Annotated in this window: 21 protein-coding genes and 1 pseudogene; 10 read left to right on the forward strand and 12 right to left on the reverse strand. The window is 63.3% G+C overall.

The window, feature by feature from the left end:
• The first annotated feature begins 69 nt into the window (after positions 1 to 69).
• Positions 70 to 792 carry a DUF4198 domain-containing protein gene (locus V0R62_RS03125; protein ID WP_330102700.1) on the forward strand — a complete coding sequence of 241 codons (723 nt, stop codon included), beginning with the start codon at positions 70 to 72 and terminating at the stop codon, positions 790 to 792.
• Between the two features lie 42 nt (positions 793 to 834).
• Here V0R62_RS03125 and V0R62_RS03130 read toward each other — a convergent pair whose 3' ends face one another.
• Together V0R62_RS03130 and V0R62_RS03135 are read right to left on the reverse strand one after the other, a co-directional pair.
• Positions 835 to 1,863, reverse strand: coding sequence for a methionine synthase (locus V0R62_RS03130; protein WP_330102701.1), 1,029 nt, complete (start codon positions 1,861 to 1,863; stop codon positions 835 to 837).
• A gap of 27 nt (positions 1,864 to 1,890) precedes the next feature.
• Entirely contained in the window at positions 1,891 to 2,874 is a 984-nt protein-coding gene (locus V0R62_RS03135) for a DUF1852 domain-containing protein (RefSeq protein ID WP_330102702.1), read from the reverse strand.
• 359 nt (positions 2,875 to 3,233) lie between these two features.
• Between V0R62_RS03135 and chrA the strand changes: the two genes are divergently transcribed.
• Positions 3,234 to 4,604: a chromate efflux transporter gene (chrA, locus tag V0R62_RS03140; RefSeq protein WP_330102703.1), complete on the forward strand. Its 1,371-nt coding sequence runs from the start codon at positions 3,234 to 3,236 to the stop codon at positions 4,602 to 4,604.
• Between the two features lie 24 nt (positions 4,605 to 4,628).
• On the opposite strand, the gene V0R62_RS03145 is transcribed toward chrA, so the two are convergent.
• From V0R62_RS03145 to V0R62_RS26720, 8 genes and pseudogenes are all read right to left on the reverse strand, one after another.
• Positions 4,629 to 7,280: an excinuclease ABC subunit UvrA gene (locus V0R62_RS03145; protein ID WP_330102704.1), complete on the reverse strand. Its 2,652-nt coding sequence runs from the start codon at positions 7,278 to 7,280 to the stop codon at positions 4,629 to 4,631.
• A 78-nt stretch (positions 7,281 to 7,358) separates the two neighbouring features.
• Complete coding sequence (locus tag V0R62_RS03150; RefSeq protein WP_330102705.1) at positions 7,359 to 8,696, reverse strand: DUF3422 family protein; 1,338 nt, start codon at positions 8,694 to 8,696, stop codon at positions 7,359 to 7,361.
• 125 nt (positions 8,697 to 8,821) lie between these two features.
• Complete coding sequence (gene frmR / locus V0R62_RS03155) at positions 8,822 to 9,097, reverse strand: formaldehyde-responsive transcriptional repressor FrmR (RefSeq protein ID WP_186732360.1); 276 nt, start codon at positions 9,095 to 9,097, stop codon at positions 8,822 to 8,824.
• Between the two features lie 200 nt (positions 9,098 to 9,297).
• Positions 9,298 to 10,605, reverse strand: coding sequence for an NAD(P)/FAD-dependent oxidoreductase (locus tag V0R62_RS03160; RefSeq protein ID WP_330102706.1), 1,308 nt, complete (start codon positions 10,603 to 10,605; stop codon positions 9,298 to 9,300).
• Between the two features lie 16 nt (positions 10,606 to 10,621).
• Complete coding sequence (fghA, locus tag V0R62_RS03165; RefSeq protein ID WP_330102707.1) at positions 10,622 to 11,455, reverse strand: S-formylglutathione hydrolase; 834 nt, start codon at positions 11,453 to 11,455, stop codon at positions 10,622 to 10,624.
• A 373-nt stretch (positions 11,456 to 11,828) separates the two neighbouring features.
• Positions 11,829 to 12,227, reverse strand: coding sequence for a VOC family protein (locus V0R62_RS03170; RefSeq protein ID WP_330102708.1), 399 nt, complete (start codon positions 12,225 to 12,227; stop codon positions 11,829 to 11,831).
• 44 nt (positions 12,228 to 12,271) lie between these two features.
• Positions 12,272 to 13,381 carry an S-(hydroxymethyl)glutathione dehydrogenase/class III alcohol dehydrogenase gene (locus tag V0R62_RS03175; protein WP_186732357.1) on the reverse strand — a complete coding sequence of 370 codons (1,110 nt, stop codon included), beginning with the start codon at positions 13,379 to 13,381 and terminating at the stop codon, positions 12,272 to 12,274.
• A 134-nt stretch (positions 13,382 to 13,515) separates the two neighbouring features.
• Positions 13,516 to 13,640, reverse strand: a pseudogene (locus V0R62_RS26720) (metal-sensing transcriptional repressor); the annotation flags it as partial.
• 572 nt (positions 13,641 to 14,212) lie between these two features.
• Between V0R62_RS26720 and V0R62_RS03185 the strand changes: the two are divergent.
• Complete coding sequence (locus V0R62_RS03185) at positions 14,213 to 14,617, forward strand: AraC family transcriptional regulator (protein ID WP_330102709.1); 405 nt, start codon at positions 14,213 to 14,215, stop codon at positions 14,615 to 14,617.
• A gap of 104 nt (positions 14,618 to 14,721) precedes the next feature.
• Here the strand turns inward: V0R62_RS03185 and V0R62_RS03190 are convergent, their stop codons facing one another.
• Positions 14,722 to 16,623 (reverse strand): potassium transporter Kup, encoded by a 1,902-nt coding sequence (locus tag V0R62_RS03190; RefSeq protein WP_330102710.1) that lies wholly within the window; start codon positions 16,621 to 16,623, stop codon positions 14,722 to 14,724.
• A 292-nt stretch (positions 16,624 to 16,915) separates the two neighbouring features.
• Between V0R62_RS03190 and V0R62_RS03195 the strand changes: the two genes are divergently transcribed.
• The 4 genes from V0R62_RS03195 to V0R62_RS03210 all read left to right on the forward strand — a co-directional run bounded on the left by V0R62_RS03195 (position 16,916) and on the right by V0R62_RS03210 (position 20,027).
• Positions 16,916 to 17,449, forward strand: coding sequence for a DUF3455 domain-containing protein (locus tag V0R62_RS03195; protein ID WP_330102711.1), 534 nt, complete (start codon positions 16,916 to 16,918; stop codon positions 17,447 to 17,449).
• A gap of 91 nt (positions 17,450 to 17,540) precedes the next feature.
• Entirely contained in the window at positions 17,541 to 18,080 is a 540-nt protein-coding gene (locus V0R62_RS03200) for a sigma-70 family RNA polymerase sigma factor (RefSeq protein ID WP_330102712.1), read from the forward strand.
• Complete coding sequence (locus V0R62_RS03205) at positions 18,077 to 18,772, forward strand: anti-sigma factor (protein ID WP_330102713.1); 696 nt, start codon at positions 18,077 to 18,079, stop codon at positions 18,770 to 18,772. Before V0R62_RS03200 ends, V0R62_RS03205 begins: the two co-directional genes overlap by 4 nt.
• A gap of 325 nt (positions 18,773 to 19,097) precedes the next feature.
• Positions 19,098 to 20,027 (forward strand): malate dehydrogenase, encoded by a 930-nt coding sequence (locus tag V0R62_RS03210; protein ID WP_330102714.1) that lies wholly within the window; start codon positions 19,098 to 19,100, stop codon positions 20,025 to 20,027.
• A gap of 7 nt (positions 20,028 to 20,034) precedes the next feature.
• On the opposite strand, the gene V0R62_RS03215 is transcribed toward V0R62_RS03210, so the two are convergent.
• The gene (locus tag V0R62_RS03215; protein ID WP_330102715.1) at positions 20,035 to 20,922 is read right to left on the reverse strand and encodes a MerR family transcriptional regulator; all 888 of its coding nucleotides are present in this window, start codon (positions 20,920 to 20,922) and stop codon (positions 20,035 to 20,037) included.
• 153 nt (positions 20,923 to 21,075) lie between these two features.
• On the opposite strand from V0R62_RS03215, the gene V0R62_RS03220 reads away from it, so the two are divergent.
• From V0R62_RS03220 to V0R62_RS03230, 3 genes are all read left to right on the forward strand, one after another.
• Entirely contained in the window at positions 21,076 to 21,522 is a 447-nt protein-coding gene (locus V0R62_RS03220; protein WP_330102716.1) for a PAS domain-containing protein, read from the forward strand.
• Between the two features lie 104 nt (positions 21,523 to 21,626).
• Positions 21,627 to 22,049: a nuclear transport factor 2 family protein gene (locus V0R62_RS03225; RefSeq protein ID WP_330102717.1), complete on the forward strand. Its 423-nt coding sequence runs from the start codon at positions 21,627 to 21,629 to the stop codon at positions 22,047 to 22,049.
• Positions 22,046 to 22,798 (forward strand): SDR family NAD(P)-dependent oxidoreductase, encoded by a 753-nt coding sequence (locus tag V0R62_RS03230; protein WP_330102718.1) that lies wholly within the window; start codon positions 22,046 to 22,048, stop codon positions 22,796 to 22,798. The genes V0R62_RS03225 and V0R62_RS03230 overlap by 4 nt, the downstream gene beginning before the upstream one ends.
• Positions 22,799 to 22,800 lie beyond the last annotated feature (2 nt).

The following is a 22,800-nucleotide window of genomic DNA, read 5'->3' on the forward strand; positions in this document are numbered from 1 at the left end:
AATGAAGACTCCCGCAGGCAGCCAACCAGCGCCGGGACTGACCCTGAATCTTTGAACCAAGGAAACATCATGCATTCATCGTTGAAAGCCGCCACCCTGCTCACCGTGATGATCAGCGTCAACGCCGGTGCCCACGGCCTGTGGACCGAGGAGCGACGTGGCAATATCGAGGCGGTGTACGGCCACGGCGCCGAGGATAGCGCCTACAAGCCTGAAAAGATCAAGCGTGCCTGGGCGTTCGACGCCGCCGGCAAGATGATCCCAGTCACGGTCGAGCGCCTGGCGGACCATGCCGTCCTGCAGCCGCTCACCCCGCCTGCGACGCTTGCCGTGCTGCTGGACAACGGGCCTTGGTCGCAACGCCCGGACAAGCAGTGGGTCAACCAGGACCGCACCCAGGTCAAGGACGCGGTCGCCTCCACCCACAGCCTGAAGTACAGCCTGGCCATTTATCAGAGCGGTGCCCGCCTGCCGCAACTGGACATGCTGCGCCTGGCGATCATCCCCCTGAGCGACCCGCTGAAGGCAGGTCCAGGCAAGCCTCTGGAAGTGCAGGTGCTACTCGATGGCAAACCGGCTGCGGACATCCCGCTGCAAGGTGACTACCGCGGCGCGCCCCACCAGATCAGTGCCACCACCGACCAGCAAGGCCGGGCACGGATCACCGTACGCAACGAGGGGCTGAACATCATCGCCGCCCAGGCCACCTTGCCAATGCCCGAAGGCGAACCGGTGGAGCAACAGAGCCTGTTCAGTTCACTGACGTTCCTGGGTGAGCCGCACCACGAGTAGCGTGCCCCCTGCCTCGGACGCCCTCCCACACAGCACTCGGTCTTACTTCGCGAGCTCTCTGCGGACGATCTCTGCACCTGCGCTCAACGCATTCAGCTTGCCGCGTGCCACGGCACGCGGCAACGGCGCCATGCCGCAGTTGGTGCACGGGTAGAGCTTGTCGGCATCCACGAATTGAAGGGCTTTACGCAGTGTGTTGGCCACTTCCTCCGGGGTTTCGATGGCGTGGTTGGCGACGTCGATAGCCCCGACCATCACCTTCTTGCCGCGGATCAACTCGATAAGCTCCATCGGGACGTGGGAGTTGTGGCACTCCAGCGAGACGATATCGATCTTCGATTGCTGCAGTTTGGGGAATGCCTCCTCGTACTGCCGCCACTCCGAGCCCAGGGTCTTCTTCCAGTCGGTGTTGGCCTTGATGCCATAGCCGTAGCAGATATGCACCGCCGTTTCGCACTTGAGGCCTTCGATGGCCCGCTCCAGGGTGGCGACGCCCCAGTCGTTCACCTCGTCGAAGAAGACGTTGAAGGCGGGTTCGTCGAACTGGATGATGTCTACACCGGCCGCTTCGAGCTCGCGAGCCTCCTCGTTGAGGATCTTGGCAAATTCCCAAGCCAGCTTTTCGCGGCTTTTATAGTGCGCGTCATACAGCGTGTCGATCATGGTCATGGGGCCTGGCAGCGCCCATTTGATGGGCTGCGAGGTTTGCTGACGGAGGAACTTGGCGTCTTCCACGAATACAGGTTTCTGACGAGCCACTGCGCCCACGACCGTCGGAACGCTCGCATCATAGCGGTCACGTATGCGGACGGTTTCGCGCTTCTCGAAGTCAACGCCGTCGAGGTGTTCGATGAACGTGGTGACGAAATGCTGACGGGTCTGCTCACCGTCACTGACGATATCGATACCGGCGAATTGTTGTTCATGCAACGACAGGCGCAGCGCATCCTGCTTGCCCTCGATCAGCGCCTCGTCTAGCAGTTTCCAGGGCGACCAGAGGGTCTCCGGCTGTGCCAGCCAGGACGGTTTGGGCAGGCTGCCGGCAGTCGAAGTAGGGAGTAGTTTTTTCATGACGCAAGGCCTTGTGTATTCGATCGATCAAACAGCGTAGTGAGCGGACCACTGCTGCAGCACGGCGTGGTACGGCTTGATGAATTGTTCTTCCGCATACTTGCCTTGCTCAATGGCCAGACGGCTGCGCTCTTCGCGGTCGTAGACAATTCGAGTCAACGAGTAGTCCTGGTGTTTCAGGCTAGGTTGATAGGACTTGCCTGCCGCCGAGTTCGCGTTGTAGATCTCGGGGCGGTAGATCTTCTGGAAGGTGTCCATCGTGCTGATGGTGCTGATCAGCTCGAGATTGGTGTAATCCCCCAACAGGTCGCCGGCAAAGTAGAACGCCAACGGCGCGACACTGTTCGGCGGCATGAAATAGCGCACCTTCAGGCCCATCTTGGCGAAGTACTCATCGGTCAATGAGTACTCATCCTGCTGGTACTCATAACCCAGGACCGGGTGCTGATTTTCAGTACGCTGGTAGGTCTTGCTGCTCGAAACGCTCAGGCAGATGACCGGCAGTTTGTTGAAGTGCTCCTTGAAAGCGCTCGAGTTCACGAAGCACTTGAACAGTTTCCCGTGCAGCTCGCCAAACGCCTCCGGCGTGCTGAAGCCGGATTGCCCTTTGTTGTGGTCCAGCAACAGCACGCTGAAGTCATAGTCCCGTACGTAAGAGGAGAAATTGTTCCCGACAATGCCTTCGATGCGCTCGTTGGTCTGGTGATCGACAATGCTGGTTTTCAGGATCTCAATCAGCGGCAAGGCATCGCCTGCCTGCTCACCCGCGATCTTCATCTCGACGGAAACGATATCGAGCTCTACCGAATAACGGTCACCCTTGGGGTTGTCCCAATGCGCCAGGGCATTGAAACGATTGTCGATCATCGCCAGCGTGTTGCGCAGGTTCTGTTGGCGACTCGCGCCCCTGGCCAGGTTGGCAAAGTTGGTGGTGATGCGCGTGTTGTCCGCAGGCAGATAGTCCTCGTCGAAACGAATACTTTTAATGGCGAACGTGAAGGTTTTATTCATTGCGACCCGGCACCCTGATTCCCGAAGTAGATCCTGAAAAGTCTTCCTGCTTGCCCGGCTTCGAAGGAAAAATTCAATGGGGGGATTGTCAGTAAACGATCACAATGAGACAAACTCATTTTTTTTGAGCTGATCTTTAATTTCCCTCATGATCAATCTAAGGTCCCTGCGCACGATCCACGCCCTGCGCGATACCGACAGCCCGCACGACGCAGCTGCCTGCGCTGGAACGCAGCCTCTGAAAACGCTTATGCTCGCGGGCTTGAGAGAAAGCATCGGCGATGACGATCAACTGACAACGGTAGCCGAGGGCATTTTCGATGGCCTGCTGACGGCTTTCGCAAGTGAGGAAGCTCAAAATGGTTGATATTCCCTCCGCTGTGAACACACAGCCACCTTCGCAAGCCACCCGGCAGCCGGTCAGTTTGTTTGAAGCCTTCCGGTTCTGGCTCAAGTTGGGATTCATCAGCTTCGGCGGGCCCGCAGGGCAGATCTCGATCATGCATCAGGAGCTGGTCGAACGCCGGCGCTGGATCAGCGAGAAGCGGTTCTTGCATGCACTGAATTACTGCATGTTGTTGCCCGGCCCTGAGGCTCAGCAGCTCGCCACCTACATCGGCTGGCTCATGCACCGCTCCCGGGGCGGGGTGATTGCCGGCGCGTTGTTCGTATTGCCTTCACTGTTCATCCTGATCGGTTTGTCCTGGGTCTACATCGCCTTCGGTGAGGTCGCGGTAGTCGCAGGGATCTTCTATGGCATCAAGCCGGCGGTCACGGCGATTGTCGTCCACGCGGCCCATAGGATCGGTTCACGCGCGTTGAAGAATGGCTGGCTGTGGGCCATGGCCGGCGCTTCATTCGTTGCCATCTTTGCCCTCAACGTGCCGTTCCCGCTGATCGTGCTGGTCGCCGCGATCATCGGTTATGTGGGAGGCCGCCTTGCCCCAGCCCAGTTCGTGATCGGTGGCGGTCACGCAACCGCAAAGCGTAACCATGGCCCGGCACTGATCGATGACGACACCCCGGCTCCCGAGCATGCCCGATTCCGTTGGGGCCACCTGTTGCGCCTGCTGCTGGTTGGTGCCGCACTCTGGGCCCTGCCCATGGGGCTGCTGACGCTGTCGTTTGGCTGGGACGCAACCCTGACGCAGATGGGCTGGTTCTTCACCAAGGCCGCACTGCTGACCTTTGGTGGTGCCTACGCGGTGCTGCCCTATGTCTACCAGGGCGCTGTCGGGCACTACGGCTGGCTGACGCCAACCCAGATGATCGATGGCCTCGCCTTGGGGGAAACCACGCCGGGACCACTGATCATGGTGGTCGCCTTTGTCGGTTTCGTTGGGGGCTACGTGCATCCCATGTTCGGTACCGAGCACCCGTTTCTTGCCGGTGCAGTCGCGGCGAGCCTGGTCACCTGGTTCACGTTCCTGCCATCGTTCCTCTTCATCCTCGCGGGTGGCCCGTTGGTGGAGTCGACGCACAACGAGATGAAGTTCACCGCACCGCTGACCGGCATCACCGCGGCGGTCGTGGGAGTGATCCTGAACCTGGCCCTGTTCTTCGGCTACCACGTGCTGTGGCCAAAGGGCTTCAGTGGGGCATTCGACTGGCCCTCAGCGGTGATCGCGTTTGCTGCGGCAGTCGCCTTGTTCCGCTTCAAGCGTGGCGTGATTCAGGTGCTGTTTGCCTGCGCCCTTGCTGGTCTGGGTGTCAATCTGCTGCAAGCCTGACGCCCATCACCGCTCGACTGGGAGTTACCGCGTGCGCTTGAACGCCTTCGCAAGAAACGGCGCCGTCCGGCTATCCGCCACCTCAGCCACCTGTCGAGGCGTCCCGGTCGCGACAATCCGTCCACCTGCCTCACCCGCGCCCGGCCCCACGTCGATCACCCAGTCGGCCTGGGCCACTGCACGCATGTCGTGCTCGATCATCACCACGGTATTGCCGGCCTCGACCAGGCGCTGCAACTGCACCAACAGACGGTCGGCATCCGACGCATGCAACCCGGTGGTCGGCTCGTCGAGCACATACAGACTGCGGCCGCGCTGGCTTCGCTGCAGTTCCGTGGCCAGCTTGATGCGCTGCGCTTCGCCCCCCGACAGCTCGGTGGCGGGTTGCCCCAGGCGCAGGTAGCCCAGCCCGATCTCGCACAGCAGTTGCAGCGGCCGCGCGATAGCCGCTTCGCCCGCGAAAAAGTCATGGGCCTCTTCGACCGTCATGTGCAGCACTTCGGCGATGTTGCGCCCGTTCCAGCGCACTTCGAGGGTGGCCTCGTTGTAGCGCGCGCCATGGCAGGTCGGGCATGGTGCATAAACGCTGGGCATGAACAGCAGTTCGACACTGACGAAACCCTCCCCTTCGCACGTCTCGCAACGGCCCTTCGGCACATTGAAGGAGAACCGCCCGGCATCGTAGCGATGACGACGGGCGTCCGGCGTGGCGGCGAACAGCTTGCGCACATGATCGAACAGGCCGGTGTAGGTGGCCAGGTTGGAACGCGGTGTGCGACCAATCGGCTTCTGGTCAACCTGGACCAGGCGCTGGATCACCTCGACATTACCGGCCAGATGACCACCCGTGGCTTCGATCACCGTTGGGCCTTCGTGCTCGGCATTTTCAGCCGCATCGTCCTCGGGCTCGTGCCCCAGGTGCAGCAGCAACAGCTCCGGCAGGGCCTGGGCGACCAGGCTGGACTTGCCCGAGCCGGAAATGCCGGTCACCGCCGTCAGCACACCCAGCGGGATGCGTGCATCCACCCCCTGCAGGTTGTGCCGCCGAATGCCGCGTAGCTCCAGCCATCCGGCCGGTTCGCGTTCACGGCTGCCCGGCGCGGACGCCTCATCGAACAGATAACGCGCGGTGCGCGACTCGGCAACGTCTCGCAGGCCCTCCGGCAGGCCGCTGTAAAGCACCCGGCCGCCGCGCTCCCCCGCATCCGGCCCGACATCCACCAGCCATTGCGCACGGCGCATCAGGTCCAGGTCGTGCTCGACCACGAACAGCGAATTACCGGCATCGCGCAGCGTGTCCAGCGAGTCGTACAGTGCCTGGCTGTCGGAGGGATGCAGGCCTGCCGAAGGCTCGTCGAGCACATACACCACGCCAAACAGCATGGAACTCAATTGCGTGGCCAGACGCAAACGCTGCAACTCGCCCGCCGACAGCGTCGGCGTGGCACGGTCGAGTGTGAGGTAGCCCAGGCCCAATCCACGCAGTTGGCGCAGGCGAGCCATCACGCCAGCGGCCAGGCGCTGCGCGGCGAGACGTTTTTCCTCCGAAAGCGCCGAGGTACGTCGCACGTCAGGCGATACCGCATGGACTGCGCGGCCACTCTCGGCACGCGCCGCCCGATCACGGCGTGTCGCCTCCCGATTAGTCCCCTCCCCGGCCGTGTGCCCATGAAAATCACCTTGGGCAATGGGTTCGAGCAATGCCGCCAGGCGGTCCAGGGACATTTGCGTGAACTCGCCGATATCCACGCCGGCAAAGGTGACCGACAGCGACTCGGCCTTGAGGCGCTTGCCCTGGCAGGTCGGACACAGCCGGCCCTCCATGTAGCGCGACACGCGCTTTCGCATCAAAGCGCTCTGCGTGTTGGCAAAGGTGTGCAGCACATAGCGGCGGGCACCTGTGAAAGTCCCCATGTAGCTGGGCTCGAGCTTGCGCTTGAGCGCCGCACGGGTCTCGGCGGGCGTGAAGCCCGCGTAGACCGGCACTGTCGGGGTTTCTTCGGTGAACAGAATCCAGTCTCGGTCCTGCTTGGACAAATCCTTCCAGGGGCGGTCGACGTCATAACCCAGGGTGACCAGGATGTCGCGCAGGTTCTGGCCATGCCAGGCCGGCGGCCAGGCCGCGATGGCACGCTCGCGGATGCTCAGCGACGGGTCGGGCACCATGGTCGCCTCCGTCACCTCGTACACATGGCCCAAGCCATGACAGGCCGGGCAGGCTCCTTGCGGGGTGTTCGGCGAAAAATCCTCGGCGTAGAGCATCGGCTGACCGGCCGGATAGGCGCCGGCCCGCGAGTACATCATGCGGACCAGGCTGGACAGTGTGGTCACGCTGCCCACCGACGAGCGCGCATTGCTCGCCCCCCGCTGCTGCTGCAAGGCGACCGCGGGGGGCAGGCCATCGATGGCGTCGACGTCGGGCACGCCCGCCTGGTCGATCAGCCGCCGCGCATACGGGGCCACCGATTCGAAGTAGCGCCGCTGCGCCTCGGCATAGATCGTGCCGAACGCCAGCGAGGACTTGCCGGAGCCTGAGACCCCGGAAAACACTACCAGCGCATTGCGCGGGATGGCGACGTCCACATCCTTGAGGTTGTTTTCCCGCGCGCCGCGCACTTGCACCAGGCCACTGGCCGCAGCGCTGCACGAGGATTCACCGTATGAAGGGTTCGACATGGGTTCGTGTCCTGCTGTTGGTGGGTGGCCGCGGGCCGAGGCCTCGCACATGATGGTCGCCGGGCCGCGATGACCGCGTCAGGACGATCGCTCTTCTCCTGCAGGGTCCCCATGCGCATGCCTGATTCGCCGGACCGTCCACCAGATTGCCAGGATGACCACGGGCACCAGCCCGGCAATCACAAGCTCAGGCGCCACCTTGTCGTGAACCCCTGGAATACCCTTGAGCAGATAAGCCAGCAGGCTGACGACGTAATAGGAGATGGCCGCGACCGACAAGCCTTCAACGGTTTGCTGAAGGCGCAACTGCAACTTGGCGCGGTTGTTCATCGAGGCCAGAAGGTCCCGGTTCTGACGCTCGAGCTCGACGTCGATCCACGAGCGCAGCAACGCGATGGCGCGTGTCAGCTTGTCGGAAAGCTTGGCCTGACGCTCCTTGACCGATTGGCAGGTGCGCATCGCCGGGGCAATGCGCCGATGCAGGAAGTCTCGCCAGGTGCAGTACCCCGCGACTGACGCCTCCGCCAGCGCATCCAGCCGCTCTTCGACGATTTCGTGGTAGGCCCGGCTGGCGCCGAACCGATACAGGTTCGCCGCCACGCCGGCCTCCAGCTCCGCGCCCAGGGTGGTCAGCTCGGCCAGCAGCACGTCGTGATCCCGGCGAGCGCCCTTGCCGGTGCGCATCTGGTCAGTGATGGCGGCAAGTTGCGACTCCATGCGCCGCAGGTCCACGGTCATCGAGCGAGTCAGCGGCAGCGCCAGCAATGCCAGGGTGCGGTAGGTCTCGATCTCCAGCAGGCGCTGAACGAGCGCCCCTGCCCGCGCCTGGGTCAGGCCACGGTCGAGCACCAGGATATTGGTCAGGCCATCGGCATCCTGCCGAAAGTCGGTGACGATCGCGGCGGCACCGTTCTCCACCACCGAATAGCACAGGCTGACGGGGTCGAAACGATCGATCTCCTGTTCAGCTGCTGCGCTCCAAGGCAGCACATTCAGCCGAACTCCGGAAATCACCGGGCCAGGCGCGACGAAGCCGTGCTTGAACGGGTTCTCCCCGCAGGGCGTTGCGGTATCGGGATCGAGCACGGCGCTCCACAGGTAGGTCGAGAACTCCGTGTGCTTTTCGCAATGCAGGTCACCTTCGTCCCAGGTCAGGCCGTGAAGCGCCGCGCCACTGTCGGGCTGCGCGACGCCCAGGCGCTGGGACAATTCGGTCATTGCCTGCTGATCCCGGGCAGGATCGCCTTCGGTCATGAAGGCCAACTGCAGCAAGCCCCGGGGCGCCTGGATAAGCAGGTGCGGACGTGCATGCACTTCATCAACGGCCAGTGCACGACCGGCGTGGGCTGGCATGCCATACACGCTGGTGGAAGCAGTGGGTCGCGGGGGCGTATCGGAGAGGGGCGGCTGTTTCATGACGGCCTCTTGTCTCTTTGATTGAAGGGTAACGCGCTTGACGCCCGGTACCCTGGGCATGACCCTGGATAACCGGCGCAAGCCAGAAAGTGAGCGCCCCCCGACTGCCCCGAAAACGACGATGGCTAGCGCAGGTAGGAGCGCACGATGGAGATCGTGTCGTCGATCGTCTGCTTCTGCGAATCGCTCCTGTCCTCGGTCTGCGGGAATTCTTCGCGCAGGTAGCTTTCCAGGATCGACGCCATCAAGCCGTTGACGGCGCCGCGGACCGCCGCAAGCTGCTGGAGAATCGCAGCGCACTCGGCCCCGTCATCCAGCGCTTGCTCAAGGGCACCTACCTGACCTTTGATGCGGCGCACGCGGGTCAGCGCTTGTTTTTTCTCGCGAGGGTTGTGGGGCATCGAACACCTTCAAGGGTTACGTGCATGCCTAATACTATACTCCCGTGCAGTATAAAGTCATGCAAATGGTTGAAATTCGTCGCTCGGATCGAGCGCGTCCATGCTAGTCGAATTTCCCCTTGAAACGCACCCTCCGCTTCCGAAGCCGCCATCATTGAAAACGACACGCTCCGCCAAGCCGACGAGCCTACTCGGTGCCCTCAATCCACCGAAGCGGATTTACCTGGCGTATTTCTCCCCTGCTCACCGGTGCGCATGATCAGGCGTGAACCCCGGTAGCCGACGCTGTGGTTCCACACCCAGCTCAGCGCGACACTCAAGCGATTACGCACGCCGATCAGGAAGTAGATGTGCGCCAGCTTCCAGATCCACCAGGCGATCGCCCCGCGCAACCTGATACGCCCCATGTCGATCACCGCCAGGCTGCGACCGATGGTAGCCAGATTGCCCTGGTGCTTGTACTTGAACGGCTCATCGACGCGCTTGCCTTTCAGCCGCCGCTTGATCAGGTTGGCCACGTACTTGCCTTGCTGCTTGGCCGCAGGTGCAATACCCGGTACATATTTGCCATCCGCCATCGCCGACGCCGCGGTATCCCCGATAACAAAGATCTCGGGACGACCCGCAACGCTCAGGTCCGGCCTGACCAGCACCCTTCCGGCGCGATCCGACTCGGCGTTCAGCCAACGTGCCGCCGGAGAAGCCTGTACACCAGCCGCCCAGACGATGGTCTTGGCCGCGAGCGGCTTGCCTGCGACGATCACCCCCTCGTCGGAGCAGTCGGTTACCGGAGAGCCCAGCGCCACTTCCACACCGAGCTTTTCCAGCGCTCGCCGGGTGTAGTCCGATAGTTTTTCGGGAAATACCGGCAGCAGGCGTGTGCCGGCCTCAATCAGGACAACGCGTGTGGCGCGCGGATCGATGGCGCGAAAGTCATTCGCCAGCGTGTCTTTCGCCAGTTCGGCGATGGTGCCAGCCAACTCGACGCCGGTCGGTCCGCCGCCGATGATCACGAACGTCTGCAGCGCGGCACGCTCCGTCGGGTTGCTGGAGCGCTCGGCTTGTTCGAATGCATCCAGAATCCGCCCACGGATCGTGGCCGCGTCCTCCAGGGTCTTCAGGCCTGGGGCGTGGGGCTCCCACTCGTCATGGCCGAAATAGGCATGCGTCGCCCCCGTGGCCAGTACCAGCGTGTCGTAGCCAACGGTCGAACCGTTGTCGAGGATGACTTGCCGGGCGTCGACATCGACCCCCTGCACTTCGGCCATCAGCGTCTGCACATTCTGGCGGTTGCGGAACAGGTAGCGAATCGGCCAGGCGATTTCAGAGGTCGACAGCGACGCCCCGGCCACCTGGTACAACAAGGGCTGAAACAGGTGATAGTTGCGCCGGTCGATGATCGTGATATCGACGTCGGCGCCACAGAAGCCGTTGACAACGTCCAACCCGCCGAAACCCGCGCCAACGACGACGACATGATGCCGTTTGTCAGAGGTCTTTTTCATCATCAGGGTCTCCCAAAGTTCAGCGATTCAACGCAGCCGCGTGGTGGGCCATGTGTCCGCTCAGGTAGTTCGAAATGAAGTAGTAGCTATGGTCATGGCCTGGTCGCAGGTTGAGCGTCAGCGGGTGACCGGCCTGTTCGCACGCGGCACGCAGCAGTTCCGGTCGCAACTGGGACTCGAGAAACTCATCGTTCAGCCCTTGATCGACCAGCAATGGCAAGCGCTCTTGCGCAGTGCGGATCAGTTCGACCGTGTCGTACCGCTTCCAGGCGTCCAGGTCGTGCTCGCCCAGGTAGGCCGCCAGGGCCTTCTGCCCCCATGGGACTTGCGTAGGCGCCACGATCGGCGAAAACGCCGAGACACTGGCGTAACGACCTGGATTGCGCAGCGCGATGACCAGGGCACCATGCCCGCCCATGGAATGCCCGCTGATGCTGCGTTTTGACGACGCCGGGAAGTTCGCTTCGATAAGCGCCGGCAGTTCGTCGACCACGTAGGAGTACATCTGGAAGTGATCGCTCCAGGGCAGCTGTGTGGCGTTCACATAGAAACCCGCCCCCTGGCCGAGGTCATAGGCCGCGTCGTCGGCGACACACTCCCCCCTTGGGCTGGTATCGGGGGCGACGACAATGATCCCGTGCCGGGCGGCATAACGCTGTACCGCCGCCTTGGTGATGAAGTTCTGTTCGCTGCAGGTCAGCCCAGAAAGCCAGTACAGCACCGGGCGTTCCTGATGCTCGGCCTGGGGCGGAAGGTAGATGCCAAACCTCATCGTGCAGCCAAGCACGGTGGACTCATGCTGATAAACGTCCTGCCAACCCTCGAAGCTGGCGTGATGTTCAATGCGTTCCATGGATGTTCTCCTTGTCTCGACGAAGCGGTGCCCAGGCGCCACCTCGCCACGAAGGCCAGATGTCGTCTTGGATGTACGAGCAATGAAAGGTGCAACCCAGTGATGCGCTGGCGCGATGACCGACGCCGCCCACTGGCCTGTATTGAATGCTGTGGTTCTTGCATCACGCAGTGAACGCTCAGTCCGTGCGTGCTGGTTGATCGCCTTCGGCCATGAAGGCGAGTTCGGAGCGCGAATCAGCCGATCAGGGCTCCGAGAACCGCTGACCGCCAGGCATGAGCGGGCATGCCATGAGCGGTCGCGGCCAAGGTGGAGAGTGAGATCGTCCTGGCAGGTCCCTGCCCTTTCACCACGACCTCACGCCTCCCGGGTTTCAGACAAACGCGTAAGCGCAGACCTTGTTACCGGCCGGATCACGCAGGTAGGCCGCGTAGGCACCCGGCAGGTGACCACGTGGACCCGGCTGGCCTTCATCGGTACCGCCAGCGGCCAGGCCGGCAGCGTGGAACGCATCCACCTCGGCAGGGGTGGCGGCGGCGAAGCCGACCGTCACGCCGTTGCTGGTGGGTGCCGCGCCATTGCCCGGACGGGCGATGATGAACGCCGGCTTGTCACGGCCGTACAGCACCCAATCGTTACCGAATGGACCCAGGTTCTTGATGCCCAGGGCACCCAGGGCGGCATCGAAGAACGCGGCCGATTTCTGAATGTCGGCGGCGCCGAAGAACACGTGGGAGAAGATGTCGTTACCGGAAATTACTGGAGTAGCCATTAATGTGTTTCCTTAAGTATGGGTATTGAATGATCAGGTCGTGATCAGTAGTGGATAACGGTGCGAATCGACTTGCCTTCGTGCATCAGGTCGAACGCCTCGTTGATTTCATCGAGCCCCATGGTGTGGGTGACGAACGGCGCCAGGTCGATCTCGCCTTTCATCGCGTCTTCCACCATGCCCGGAAGCTGGGTACGCCCCTTGACGCCGCCGAAGGCAGAGCCCTTCCAGGTCCGGCCAGTGACCAACTGGAACGGACGGGTCGAGATTTCCTTGCCAGCACCGGCCACGCCGATGACGATCGACTGGCCCCAGCCGCGGTGGGCGGCCTCGAGCGCCGAACGCATGACATTGACGTTGCCGATGCACTCGAAGGTGTGGTCGACCCCCCAACCTGTCATCTCGATCAGCACCTCGTGAATGGGCTTCTCGTGGTCCTTGGGGTTGACGCATTCGGTGGCACCGAAGCGGCGTGCCAGTTCGAACTTGGCCGGGTTGGTGTCGATGGCGATGATGCGGCCCGCCTTGGCTTGGCGTGCGCCCTGGATCGCGGCGAGACCGATACCGCCGAGGCCGAATACCGCGACCGAGTCACCGGGTTGCACCTTGGCCGTGTTGTGTACGGCACCGATGCCGGTGGTCACACCGCAACCCAGCAGGCAGACGTGCTCCGGATTGGCGTCCGGGTTGATCTTGGCCAGCGATACCTCGGCGACGACGGTGTATTCACTGAAGGTCGAGCAGCCCATGTAGTGGAACAGCGGCTGGCCGTTGTACGAGAAGCGGGTGGTGCCGTCCGGCATCAGGCCCTTGCCCTGGGTGGCACGCACAGCCACGCACAGGTTGGTTTTGCCCGACTTGCAGAACAGACATTCGCCACACTCGGCGGTGTACAACGGAATGACGTGATCGCCAGGTTTTACGCTGGTGACACCTTCGCCAACCTCGACGACGATGCCGGCACCCTCGTGGCCCAGCACGACTGGGAAGAGGCCTTCGGGATCGTCACCCGACAGGGTGAACGCGTCGGTATGGCAAACGCCGGTGTGGGTGACCCTGATCAGCACTTCACCCTTGCGTGGTGGCTCGACGTCGATTTCGACGATTTCCAGTGGTTTTCCTGGCCCGAAGGCCACGGCTGCACGTGATTTCATGATGTCACTTCCTTTCTTGAGTGGGTCTCCGCCACCCGGTTCGCTTGGACTCGGCAGGCGGAGAAACGACCGAACGATGGAGTTGGTTTCGTCAATGGAACGTTGCTGCGAGTCGTCCTCGCCCCTCTGTCAGGCAAATCCTCCCGAAGATGGCTTTCCAGAACGACCGCCATCAGGCCGTTGATCGCGCCGCGCACTGCTGCCTGTTGTTGCACAGGCGCGGCATGTGTCGGATCCGCCTCCAGACCTGCCCGCCAATACCTCTGGCACGGCGAAGAGCCTTCTCCTTCTCTTCAAGGCGCCGGGGAACTACTGCTCCCCTTCGCCGCTGAGATGATCATACTATACCCCCCTATAGTATAAAGAGGAAAATAAAATTTTCTCAGCAGTGGCTTTCAGCCTCCTGCTCGATATCCTTGGTCACCGTTTTCTAGCAGGCAGCTACGGCGCGAACGCCCGCCAGCAGCCGCCTGCGTTCAGGTAAAGAATGGAATAATTGCCGGGTAGTGCGTGCCTCCCCGTCACTCAAAGTGGGTGATCCGTACGTCGGGATTGTTTAGATCGCAACCGGAGGACTGTCCTTTGCAGCAAAGGTAGAGAGACACCAGTGTGGGCGAAGCACCGGGAGTGGAATTACAAAATCGGTCAAGGACTGACCGAATGCACGACGAACAGTCGCACGCCTTGCTGGCAGCTGACTGAGGCCGACCGATCAGATAGGCCCGCAGGCCGCCGCTTCACTTTTCGCGAGGCTCGCCTATATTGATTCACTCAAGCCTGCATCGAGTCCATGACTGCTGCTAACCCAATTGACCGTATGGGAAGCATGAGATGGCGACCGTCATTAGAGATCCGGGTGACTTACTGCCCCCGGCAAACGCAGCGAACACCGAGCGATCGCCCGGCAAGGATGGTGACAGGCGCTGCATCCAGCGCACGCTTGCGTACATCAACGACAATCTGCACTCGGCCATTACCCTGACTGAACTGAGCACTGTCTTTGGCGCCTGCCGCTGTCGTTTTGCCGCAAGGTTCAAACAACACACCGGCTACACCCCCCACGCCTACATCCTGCACCGCAAGATCATTCGCGCTCAGGAGATGCTCAGGCAGACCGACAACCCGATCATCGAGGTGGCCCTGGATCTGGGCTTCAACAGCCAGCCCCACTTCACCAGCGCCTTTCGCAACGAAGTGGGAATCACCCCGGCCCGATGGCGACATGAGAACCGCTGACACCTTCAAGGCCATCGACCCCGAAAAAGACGTCCCGCAGATCTGGGCCTGATGTCAGCATCGCCATTCAGGATCGTAAGCTACCGGCTCCCCACGATGGCCCCTCACATCTCGACCTGGGTCCCCAGTTCGATCACCCGGTTCAGTGGCAACTTGAAGTACCGCAAGTTGCTGTTGGCGTTCTTCAGCAAGAAGGCAAACAGGTGCTCGCGCCACTTTGCCATGCCGATCCGCTTGGTCGGCACCACGGTTTCCCGGCTCAGGAAGTAGGTGGTGCGCATGGGGCTGAAGTCCAGCTCCGCCGTGCTGCTGTGGCTGAGCGCAAGGGGCACGTCAGGCTCCTCCATGAAGCCGAAGTGCAGGTTGACCCTGAAGAAGCCCTGGCCGAACGCCTCGACCTCGAAGCGCTTGTCCTCCGTCACCCGCGGCGAATCCTCCGACACCACCGTCAGCAGCACCACCTGCTCGTGCAACACCTGGTTGTGCAGCAGGTTATGCAACAGCGCGTGGGGCACCGCATCGGAGCGGGCGGTGAGAAACACCGCCGTGCCCTGCACGCGATGGGGCGGCTGCGCCTGCACGCTGGCGATGAACAGCGGTAGCGGCAAGGCGGTTTCATCCAGGCGTTCGACGATGATGCTGCGCCCGCGCTTCCAGGTGGTCATCAGCACGAACAGCGCCAGGCCGGCGATCACCGGGAAGGCGCCGCCCTGCAGGATCTTCGGCGCGTTGGCGGCGAAGTACAGGCCATCCACCAGCAGAAAGCCCAGCAGCAAGGGGATGGCCAGCCAGCGCGGCGTCTTCCACAGCAACAGAACCACCGCCGAGGCCAACAGCGTGGTGATCAGCATGGTGCCGGTTACCGCGACACCGTAGGCCGCCGCCAGGGCGCTGGAGGACTCGAAGCCGACCACCAACAGCACCACGCCGACCATCAGCGCCCAGTTGACCATGCCGATATAGATCTGCCCCTGCTCTTCGCTGGAGGTGTGCTGGATGAACATGCGCGGCACATAGCCCAGTTGGATGGCCTGGCGGGTCAGCGAGAATGCGCCGGAGATCACCGCCTGCGAGGCGATGATAGTGGCCAGGGTGGCCAGTGCGACCATCGGCAACAGCGCCCACTCCGGGGCCAGCAGGTAGAACGGGTTGCGCACCGCCGCCGGGTTGTTGAGGATCAAGGCGCCCTGGCCGAAGTAGTTCAACACCAGGCCCGGCAACACCAGGATGAACCAGGCGCGGGAAATCGGCTTGCGGCCGAAATGCCCCATGTCGGCGTAGAGCGCCTCGGCACCGGTCAAGGCCAGTACCACGGCGCCCAGGATTGCCACACCGATGCCCGGATGAGCCACGAAGAAGTGCGCCGCCCAGGACGGGTTCAGCGCCTGCAGCACCTCGAGGCGCTGCACGATGCCATGGATGCCGAGCGCCCCCAGCACCACGAACCACAGCACCATCACCGGCCCGAACAGGATGCCGATACGCGCCGTGCCGTGCTTCTGGATGATGAACAACCCGACCAGCACCACCACCGCCAAGGGCACGACCCAGTGCTCGATGCCGTCGATGCCCAGCTGCAGGCCCTCCACCGCCGACAACACGGAAATGGCCGGGGTGATCATGCTGTCGCCGTAGAACAGCGCCGCGCCGAACAGACCCAGCAGCACCAGCACCTTGCTCAGCCGCGGATAAGGACGTGCCGCGCGCCGGGCCAGCGCGGTCAGCGCCATGATCCCGCCCTCGCCCTGGTTGCTGGCGCGCAGGATGAACAGGACGTACTTCACCGAGACCACCCAGATCAACGACCAGAACACCAGCGACAGGATGCCCAACACCCCTTCGAGGTTGGCCTGCACGCCGAAATGGCCGGAGAACACCTCCTTGAGCGTATATAAGGGGCTGGTGCCGATGTCGCCATAGACGACCCCGACGGCGGCGACCAGCAGGCCGACGCCCGTGCTCTTGTTGGCGTGGGACGGGTTTTCAACGATTGCGGATTGGCTCACAGGTAACGTCTCGTCAGTATTGCGTAAACACTGAATTCGGGCAGGCAGGCTGGGGGGCAGAAAAAACCGCGCCAGTATCTTCTCAACCTGCAAAGGCCGGCATAAAGAAAGCGTAAAGAAACGGCCTTGCCCGATGAGCGCTCGATATCGGAGGAAGACCGCTGGCCACCTTGCGCTTCGTTGGCCAGGTCTCTCTTTTTACGCCTGGGTGCATCCAGATCCCGTTCTGGTGGGTATTCACCTCAGGGCAACACCTGAGTGCCCTGCCATGTCCCCACCAGGAGATCGCTCGATGAACATCGCACACGTTTCGTTCCTGCCCGCCTGCGGCCTCGCCCTGGCCATGTTGCTGCCGACCGCCCACGCCCAGACCGGGGTCCCCGATGCCGTCAAGGTGCCGGACGGTCACAAGGTAGCGCTGGAAACCGTCGGTGTCGGCGAAATTACCTACGAATGCCGCGACAAGGCCGACGCTCCCGGCCAGACCGAATGGACCTTCGTCGGCCCCAAGGCCGTGCTCAAGGACCGGGCCGGCAAGGCCGTGGGCGATTACTTCGGCCCGCCTGCCACTTGGCAGGCCAAGGACGGCTCGAAGATCACCGGCACGCAGCTGGCCATCGCCCCGGCGGCCAAGGGTGACCTGCCGTTCCAGCTGGTCAAGGCCAATCCCGCCGAGGGCAAGGGCGCCATGAGCGGCGTCAGCTTCGTCCAGCGCCTGGCCACCCGCGGCGGCGTCGCCCCGCAGACCACCTGCACGGCGCAGAACAAGGGCGAGAAGCAGATCGTCAAGTACCAGGCCGACTACATCTTCTGGGCCGCCAACTGAGGGCCTGCGCGCCAGCCCCCTTGAGCTACGCTCATCGACAGTCCCCGGCCGACCGGCCGGGGCTCCCGGTAGCATGAGGATCGGCCCGATCTTGAACCTGCCCACGACGCCATTCGACTACGAGCGCTGTCTCCAGGCCTGTGCCAGGGGCGATCGCGGCGCCCTGCAGGCGCTTTACGACCAGGAAGGTGCCCGGCTGCTCGGTGTGGCCTGGCGCATCGCCCGCGACCACGCCACCGCCGAGGACATCGTCCATGACGCCTTCATCCGCATCTGGACCCGCGCGGCCAGCTTCGATCCGGCCCGAGGCTCAGCGCGTGGCTGGGTGTACAGCCTGACCCGGCACCTGGCCTTGAACTTCATACGCGATAGCCGCCGAGAAGTGGTGGTCGACGATGTCGCCATGGTCGATATCGCGCCCTATCACGATGACATGACCCTGCAGGCCGATGCGCCGAGGATTCATCGCTGCCTCGACCAGCTCGAGACCGCGCCGCGCAAGTGCATCCTGCATGCATACGTCGACGGTTGCAGCCATACCGAGATCGCCCGCCTGCTCGATACCCCGCTGGGTACGGTCAAGTCGTGGATCAAACGCAGCCTCAAGGCGCTGCGGGAGTGCATGGGATGACCAACGAGCCGGGTAGCGAAAGCGCCGATGACCTCGAGCAACTGGCCGGCGAGTATGTGCTGGGCACGTTGTCGGCCGAGCAGCAGGATATGGTGCTCAGACGCCTGGATAGCGATCGTGCACTGCGTGACGCCGTGGACGCCTGGGAGCAGCGGCTGCTGGGGTTGAACGCGCTGGCCGCGCCCCAGCCGCCCAGTCCCAGACTGTGGCAACGGATCAACCGTAGTCTGGGCGACCGCCTTGCCCGCCGCTCATGGTGGCAACGCCTGGGGCTGTGGCAAGGGTTGGCTGGTGCCGGCCTGGCAGCGAGCTTGTTGCTCGCCCTGGCATTGCTGACAGCACGCCCGCCTGTCACTACCTACCTGGTCGTGCTGGTGGCGCCCGCCACCCAGGCACCTGGCTGGGTGGTCCAGGCCCGTGACGCGGGTCAGGTCCAGCTGATTCCCTTGGACAAGTCCGAGGTCCCGGGAGACAAGGTCCTGCAGTTCTGGACCAAGGGTGATCAGTGGCCTGCACCGATCTCGCTTGGTCTGATCAAACCTGGGGAGCAGGTCACCGTGCCGCTGGAGCGCCTGCCTGCGGTTGAGCCCAACCAGTTGTTCGAGCTGACCCTGGAGAATGCGGGTGGCTCTGCCAGCGGGCGACCGACCGGGCCTGTGCAGTTCATCGGGAGGGCGGTCAAAGTACTCTGAGGGTCAGGCCTTTGAAGGTTTTGAGATTTGGCGTCCGACTCGGAATTGCCGGGGTCGCTTTGCGACCCTTTCGCGACACAAGGCCGCTCCTACAGGCTACCGCGTGCCCCTGTAGGAGCGGCCTTGTGTCGCGAAAGGGCTGCAAAGCAGCCCCGGCAATCTTGAACTAGAGCGACCATATCCCAAAAATTGCAAAAGCCTTGAAAGGAATGGTTCTAAGGGCCCACAGGGCTCCACCTGCGGGTAGCCTTTTCGCCCGGGCAGGCAATACTTCCCTGTACAGGCGCGTGTGTTGCTGATAACGCGAGCCGCGAGGAGGTGCGAGGTGAACAAACTATCAATCGTGGGTGCCGGTATCGTCGGTGAGGCAGCGGCCCAGGTCATCGCCCGGGACGCGCTCTGCCGGGAACTGGCGTTGATCGACGTCCAGGGTGAACTGGCGCAGGGCAAGGCGCTGGATGTCTGGCAGGCGGCGGTGGAGTCCGGGTCCGACACCAAGGTGCACGGCGGGTCGGATGCCCGGTTGCTGCAGGGTTCCGACCTGGTGGTGATCACCGCGGGTGTGCCGCGCAAGCCTGGCCAGTCGCGCCAGGATGTCCTGGCCATCAACCTGCCGATACTCGACGGCATCATGCGCGATGTGAAACAGCATGCGCCGAGCGCGACGGTACTGGTGGTGTCGAATCCGGTCGACGTGCTCACCTACCGGGCCTGGAGCCTCAGTGGCCTGGGCCGCGACAAAGTGTTCGGCCAGGCGGGAGTGCTGGATACCGCGCGCATGAAGTGCTTCATCGCCGAGCAGACCGGGTTTTCGGCACGGGATATCACGGCGCTGGTCCTGGGCGGGCACGGCGACAGCATGGTGCCGTTGATGCGCTATTGCACGGTCGGTGCGGTGCCGCTGGCGCACTTGCTGTCCAGTGAGCAGATCGAGCAGATCGTTGAGCGTACCCGTAAAGGTGGCGGCGAGATCCTTGCCCTGAAGAAGGTCGGCAGCGCCTGCGATGCGCCAGGCGTGGCGATCGCGCAGATGGTGGATGCGATTGCCAACGGGCGCAGCCGCATCCTGCCAGCGGTGGCGATTCTCGAGGGCGAGTACGGGCGCACGGATATCGCCATGGGGGTTCCCTGCGTGCTTTCCGACGAAGGCATCACGAAGGTGATCGAGCTGCCGCTGGATGCGCAGGAACAGGCGATGTTCGACCGCTCCGCGGATCAGGTGGCGCGGGATATTGCGGAGATGAAAGCGCTGTAGGTAGCCGTCACAGGTCCAGGGCGCCCCTGAGCAGAGCATCGAGCATGCCGGGCGCCTGCGGGTCGCGCTCGTCCAGCAGGCACACCGGAATCCCCTGCAACACCGCCTGCGAAGCACCCAGCCCCTCCCCCACCAAGGCCAGCGGGCAAGAGATCTCCATCTGCAACGAACGCAGTCGTTTCGCCAAGGCCGCGCTTACCGGCCCCTGCACCGCGACCACCAGCACCGCCGGCTGGATTGCCCCGCACACCAGCGCCAGCTCCTCCAGCGGCTGCCCAGCCCCCAGCACCTCGATGCGTTGCCGCCGATCGCTCAGCAGCAGGCCGGCACACAACAACTGCAGCTCGGCCAGGCCCTCGGCGCCGGCCAGCAGCACCCGTGGCGCATCGGCCTGGTTCATGTGCAGGCGCAACAGCAGGCGGGCGCGCAGGAAGGTGTCCAGGAACAGCCACTGGCTGCGCTCGCCGAAAGCCTCGCCTTCGGCCAGCTCGCGCCACACCGGCATGAACACCTCGTGCATCACCGAGGCCTTGGGCAACAGCGTGAACAGCTGCCCGTGAATGCCTTCCAGCGCCTGCGCGTCGAACGTCTTGGTCGCCCGGACAACGGCCTGGCGCCAGTCGTGAAAGGCATCGTCCTGCGCGGGGGGTGCCTCGGGCTGGCCGGCGAGCAGCCCGCCGACCTTGCTGATGGGCACGCCGTTGCCGGTCCAACGCAGGATGTCGCGAATGCGCTGGACATCCCTGGCCGTGTACAGCCGGTGTCCGCCTTCGGTGCGCTGAGGGCTGATCAGGCCATGCCGGCGCTCCCAGGCGCGTAACGTCACGGGGTTGATGCCGGTCAGGCTGACCACGTCGCGCATGGGCAGCAAGTCAAAGGAAGGGGCGTCGGTCATGGCCAAGGTTCGAATGGGTGAAGGCACATTCTAACTCCACGGGTACCTGTTGCGGCGAGCCTGCTTGGGTCATCATGGTCGGCAGACGCGCCCGAGGTTCTCGCACGGAAGCTACGCTGCGCATTCGCACACACGATCCGACAGGTGAGCTCCATGATCAACGCGAAACTCCTGCAACTGATGGTCGAACAGTCCAACGATGGCATCGTCGTCGCCGAGCAGGAGGGCAACGACAGCATTCTCATCTACGTAAACCCCGCCTTCGAACGGCTCACCGGCTACGCCACGGACGATATCCTCTACCAGGACTGCCGCTTTCTCCAGGGCACCGACCATGACCAGCCGGGCGTCGCCGCCATCGGCCAGGCGATCCGCGCAGGCCAGCCCTGCCGCCAGGTGTTGCGCAACTACCGCAAGGATGGCAGCCCATTCTGGAACGAGCTGTCGATCACGCCGGTACGCAACGAAGCCGACCAGCTGACCTATTACATCGGTATCCAGCGCGATGTCACGGCCCAGGTAGCCGCCGAGGAGAAAGTGCGCGAGCTGGAGGCGGAGGTCGCGCGCTTGCGCGAGGCGCTGGCGGCGACCGGACGCTGACGGAAAAGCTGTACAAGAAGATTGTATTTGTACAATTTTAGTCCTAGGCTTCAGTCATACCTGTACAACTAGCCATCGTTGTACAGGATTGTCCGGAGCCGCGCATGTCAGACTACCTGCAGCAGTTCACCGAATGCTTCGCCCGCCTGCACCGGGGCAACCTGGACTTGCTGGAAAACCTGTACAGCGAAGATGTCAGCTTTCGCGATCCGCTGCACCGGATCGATGGCCTGCCGGCCCTGAAGGCGTACTTCGCCCAGCTCTACGCCAACGCCCACGACATCCGCTATGCCTTCACCGGCGCCGACGAAGTCCGGCCCGGGCAGGGTTACCTGCGCTGGACCCTGCACTTTCGCCATCCCCGCCTGGCCAGCGGCCGGCCCATCAGCCTGCAGGGCTGCAGCCATCTGCAATGGCATCAACGTGTACAGATTCACCAGGACTACTTCGACGCCGGTGCCCTGCTCTATGAACATGTCCCGCTCATGGGCGGCGCCATTCGCTGGCTCAAGGGTCGGCTGGCATGAGCCGCTTTTGGCTGACCGGCGCCAGCAGCGGCATCGGCGCTGCACTGGCCGCACAACTGCTGGAACAGGGACACCAGGTAGCCTTGGGAGGCCGCTGCGCCGAGCGCCTGGCGCCCCTGCTCGAACGGTTTCCCGGGCAGGCGCTGGCGGCCCTTGGCGATATCGACGACCGCGAACGGCTGGCGTTGATCGCCGGGGAACTGCAGCAGGCCTGGGGCGCGCTGGACGGGGTCATCCTCAACGCCGGGACCTGTGAATACCTGGAGCCGGGTCGATTCGACCCTGACCTGGTCGAGCGCGTGATGCGCACCAACGTGCTGGGCCTGTGTCATTGCCTGGCCGTCGCCCTGCCCTTGCTGCGCCGTAGCGAACGCCCGCATGTCGTGGTGATGGGCAGCTCGGTGGCCTGGCTCGCCCTGCCCCGGGCCGGCGCCTATGGCGCGTCCAAGGCCGCCGTGCGCTACCTGGTCGAATCACTGCGCATCGACCTGGCCAATGAAGGCATCGATGTCACCCTGGTCAGCCCTGGATTCGTCGACACGCCCCTGACCCGACGCAACGACTTCCCCATGCCCCAGCGCTGGACGGCGCAACGCGCCGCCCGCCATATCGCCCGACGCCTGCCCGGGCGGCCACTGGAAATCAACTTTCCCGCTGCGTTCACCCTGGCCCTGCGCCTGCTCGGCGCGCTACCACCGCGTTGGCGCCTGGCGCTGGGTCGACGCCTGGCAAGACGGCCACAGGAATAGCC

The organism is Pseudomonas carassii (assembly GCF_036324045.1).
Lineage (GTDB): Bacteria > Pseudomonadota > Gammaproteobacteria > Pseudomonadales > Pseudomonadaceae > Aquipseudomonas > Aquipseudomonas peradeniyensis.